Annotated in this window: 6 protein-coding genes; 3 read left to right on the top strand and 3 right to left on the bottom strand. The window is 62.0% G+C overall.

Going from position 1 to position 3,463, the window contains the following annotated elements:
- From B3V69_RS00830 to B3V69_RS00820, 3 genes are all read right to left on the bottom strand, one after another.
- Positions 1–343, bottom strand: a 343-nt coding sequence (locus B3V69_RS00830) for an RNA recognition motif domain-containing protein (RefSeq protein WP_296442903.1), incomplete at its 3' end; no start/stop codon positions are given.
- Positions 344–559: 216 nt separating this feature from the next.
- Complete coding sequence (locus B3V69_RS00825; RefSeq protein WP_296442902.1) at positions 560–799, bottom strand: zf-HC2 domain-containing protein; 240 nt, start codon at positions 797–799, stop codon at positions 560–562.
- On the bottom strand, positions 796–1,380 hold the full coding sequence (locus B3V69_RS00820; RefSeq protein ID WP_296442901.1) for a sigma-70 family RNA polymerase sigma factor: 585 nt from the start codon (positions 1,378–1,380) through the stop codon (positions 796–798). The genes B3V69_RS00825 and B3V69_RS00820 overlap by 4 nt, the downstream gene beginning before the upstream one ends.
- A 249-nt stretch (positions 1,381–1,629) precedes the next feature.
- Here B3V69_RS00820 and B3V69_RS00815 point away from each other — a divergent pair, with 249 nt between their 5' ends.
- The 3 genes from B3V69_RS00815 to B3V69_RS00805 all read left to right on the top strand — a co-directional run.
- Positions 1,630–1,905, top strand: a complete 276-nt coding sequence (locus B3V69_RS00815) for a DUF2282 domain-containing protein (RefSeq protein ID WP_296442899.1) — start codon at positions 1,630–1,632, stop codon at positions 1,903–1,905.
- Positions 1,906–1,944: 39 nt separating this feature from the next.
- On the top strand, positions 1,945–2,877 hold the full coding sequence (locus tag B3V69_RS00810; protein WP_296442897.1) for a DUF692 domain-containing protein: 933 nt from the start codon (positions 1,945–1,947) through the stop codon (positions 2,875–2,877).
- On the top strand, positions 2,874–3,463 hold a 590-nt coding region (locus tag B3V69_RS00805), incomplete at its 3' end, for a putative DNA-binding domain-containing protein (protein WP_296442895.1). The genes B3V69_RS00810 and B3V69_RS00805, both read left to right, overlap by 4 nt.

The following is a 3,463-nucleotide window of genomic DNA, read 5'->3' as shown; positions in this document are numbered from 1 at the left end:
CGCCTGCGCCGCCGTGGCCAGCGCCGCCGCCGTAGCCGCCGCCACCGCCAGCACCACCACCGAAGCCGCCGCCGCCAGTGCGGGGAGGACGTGCTTCCATCGGACGGGCTTCGTTCACCACGAGGCCGCGGCCACCGTATTGTTGACCGTTCATGCCGCTGATAGCCGCTTGTGCCTCAGCGTCGCTGCCCATTTCCACAAAGCCGAAGCCTTTGGAGCGGCCGGTGTCACGTTCCATCATGACCTTGGCGCTGGTGACGGTACCGTGTGCGGCAAATGCTTGCTGCAGGTCTTCGTCACGGAAAGTGTAGGGCAGGTTGCCCACGTAAAGTTTGTTGCCCATGAAAGGACTCCTCAAAATAACTCAAAACGCGATGGAGTCCAAAACCGCTATTACCACGCAATCAACAAACAAATGAAGACTTAAAGCAGACGCGAAACTGACTAAACACCGCAAACTTGTACAACCGATTTCCGGCAATACAGGTGCATTATGCGTCAAGTTTTATATTTTCACAATTTTTTTGGTGGAAGTTGAAAGCAGCGCCAGACCGCCGGTTCAGGGTTTCGGGGGCGACTGATCGTCGGCGCTGCGGGCAAGCGCCTCCGCACCTTCGTAATTTCGCCACTGCTTCATGGCGTTTCGCATCGTGAACACCTGGCGCTCAAACGTGGGGCAGGCCGCGCAAATGGCCATGTGCAGGCGCAGTGCCAGCCGGTCACGCCACGGCAGCGCGCGGTCTTCCCGCGCAATCACGAGGGCGGTGACTTCCTTGCAGGTTCTACGGAAAGGCGTCATGTGGTGTGGGGCTTGGCAAACCAGTTCAGTTCCAGACACTCGCGCAACCGGAGCCGGGCACGATGCAGCTGCACGTACAAGTTGGTCGGCGTCAGGCTCAATTCCTTACAAATCTCCTCGCTCGAGAGTTCCAGCCACTCCCGCATCAAAAACAGCCGACCCTGGGTGGCTGGCAGTTTGTTGGTGCAGGCGTCCAGCACCTCCAGGAACTGGCGGCTGCTCATCTGCTGCTCGGGGTTGCCCCAGTCGGCCGGTTGTTGCGAGAAGTGCCCGTCCGCCTTGAAGCCGAGGTAGTCCAGCGGATCGGCATCGTCATCCTCTGAACTGTCAAGGCCGCAGACCTCGCGCCGGTGATGGCGCAAGGCGTCAATCACTTTATGCTTCAAAATGCCGACCAGCCAGGTCTTCAGTAGCGAACGGTTGGCGAATGCCTGTGGTTTGGCCAGCGCTGCCAGCACGGTCTCGGACACGGCGTCCTCGGCCCAGGTCTCGTTGCGCAGCTGGAGGCGGGCGAAGCGCAGCAGATAGCCATGGTGTTCAACCAGCTGTTGTTCAAAGGAGAGTGTGGCGGCATAGGTCATGATGGACCGCCCAGTGTAAGGGGGTCTAAGGGGGTCGACGGGCGCCGCCGCCAACTTCTTGGAGCGGCCCGGCGTGCTGGGGGATGGGTCAGGTCAGGGTTTTCCGCGTGACCCCGAAAAATCTGACGCCAAGATGTAAGAAAGCGGCTCGTGCCCTGACCAATCCACAACCAGTCAGTCAAGGCGCGCTACCTGCGCATTGATCCGGCTGGTTTGGTTTTCAATTTTTCAATTCTAGGAGTATTTCAAATGAATCAACGTGCCATGATCGCTGCCGCCGCAGCTTCCCTGATGTCTCTCGCCTTTGTCGCCGGCCCGGCCCACGCGGCGGATGAAAAGGAAAAATGCTTTGGTATTGCCAAAGCCGGTCAAAACGACTGCGCCAGCATTTCCGGCGTTCATTCCTGTGCCGGACAGTCCAAAGCTGACATGGACAAGGGTGAATGGAAATATGTGGCCAAAGGCACTTGCAAGGACATGAAGGGCTTGTCCATGGACGACGTCAAGGCCATGAAGAAGGGCTGATGGCCTTTGCGCTCTTGTGAATGTGCCCAAGCCGTGACCATGCCTGATCGATTAAGCAACCCAGGCGCCGCAGCCACGCCGGTGGTGGGGATCGGCTGGCGCCATCCCCACTACGATGCGTTGCTGGAACGCCGTCCGGCGCTGGGGTTTCTCGAAGTTCATTCGGAAAACTTCTTTGCCGAGGGCGGCGCGGCGTTGGCCGTGCTGGAACAGGCGCGCGCACACTATTCGCTCAGTTTGCACGGTGTCGGCTTGTCGCTGGGCGCGGTCGCCGGTGTCGACCCCTGGCATCTGGACCAGCTCGACCGACTGGTGCAGCGCATGGAGCCGGTGCGCGTGAGCGACCACGCCAGTTTTGCCCGCGGTCGTTTCAACGGCGCCACGGTCCACGCCGCTGATTTGCTGCCGATTCCGTTCAGCCACGAGGCGCTGGACGTGTTGTGCGCCAATGTGCAGCGGGTGCAAGACCGCCTCCAGCGGCGTTTCATGGTGGAAAACATCTCCAGCTACCTGCGCTGGAAGACGCTGTCAGACGCCCCGCCGCTGTCCGAGCCCGACTTTTTGTCGGCCTTGGCGCGGCGCACCGGCTGCGCCCTGCTGGTGGATGTGAACAATATTTACGTCAACGCCCTGAATGCGCAACGCCACGGTGCGGTCGGCGACCCGGTGCAACACTGCCTGAGCTGGCTGGACGCCATGGCGCCCGCCGATGTGGGGGAAATCCATCTGGCGGGTCACTGCCGGGTGAGCGCGGTGCCGGGCGACGCTTCCTTGGGCGAGATCGTGATTGACGACCACGGCAGCCGGGTGTGCGAGGAAGTCTGGCGTATTTACCAGCACGCGGTCCAGCGTTTTGGGCTCATCCCCACCCTGATTGAATGGGACACCGATATTCCCGCGCTGGACGTGCTGCTGGATGAGGCTGCGCGTGCCAGCGCCATGAGCCAAGCCGCCAGCGGGGTGTCGCCATGAGCGCCTTGGCCGCCCAGCAGCAGGCACTGCTGGAAGCACTGTGGGCGTGGCCACCCGACGATGCTATAAATAATATAGCATTTTACGTAGATAGCACGGGGGCTAGAGGGCTAAAAGTCTATCAAGCCAACGGGCACGCCGCAGCCGAACGGGCTGTGCAGGCGGCCTATCCGGTGCTGACCCAATTGCTGGGTGTGGAGAGTTTGAGCGCGCTGGCCCGCGCCTTGTGGCATGCCCATCCGCCGCTTCGGGGCGACTTGGCCCAGTGGGGCGGTGAACTGGCCGATTTTGTGCGGGTCAGCGAACAGCTGGCGACCGAACCCTATCTGGCCGACGTGGCGCGCGTGGAGTGGGCCTTGCACCGCAGCGCCAGTGCCGCCAACCCAACGCCGGACCACGCCAGCTTCGCCCTGCTGCTGCAGCATGACCCCGCTGCGTTGCAGTTGCGTCTGGCGCCGGGTTGTGTCGTGGTGCCAAGCCAGTGGCCGGTGGCCAGCATCGTGGGCGCGCATCTGGAGCAGACGCCGGGCCAACATCTGGACCTGCGCGAGGTGCGCCTGCGCCTGCGTGCGGGCGTGGCCGAGGC

This window comes from Rhodoferax sp. UBA5149, from assembly GCF_002413825.1.
Classification (GTDB): domain Bacteria; phylum Pseudomonadota; class Gammaproteobacteria; order Burkholderiales; family Burkholderiaceae_C; genus Rhodoferax.
The sequence above is the reverse complement of the archived record's forward strand: the minus strand, read 5'-3'. Positions and strand labels throughout refer to the sequence as shown.

Excerpts from the sequence above, each read along its gene's own strand:
- B3V69_RS00825 (WP_296442902.1), bottom strand. The coding sequence starts at position 799 with ATGACGCCTTTCCGTAGAACCTGCAAGGAAGTCACCGCCCTCGTGATT.
- B3V69_RS00820 (WP_296442901.1), bottom strand. The coding sequence starts at position 1,380 with ATGACCTATGCCGCCACACTCTCCTTTGAACAACAGCTGGTTGAACAC.
- B3V69_RS00815 (WP_296442899.1), top strand. The coding sequence starts at position 1,630 with ATGAATCAACGTGCCATGATCGCTGCCGCCGCAGCTTCCCTGATGTCT.
- B3V69_RS00810 (WP_296442897.1), top strand. The coding sequence starts at position 1,945 with ATGCCTGATCGATTAAGCAACCCAGGCGCCGCAGCCACGCCGGTGGTG.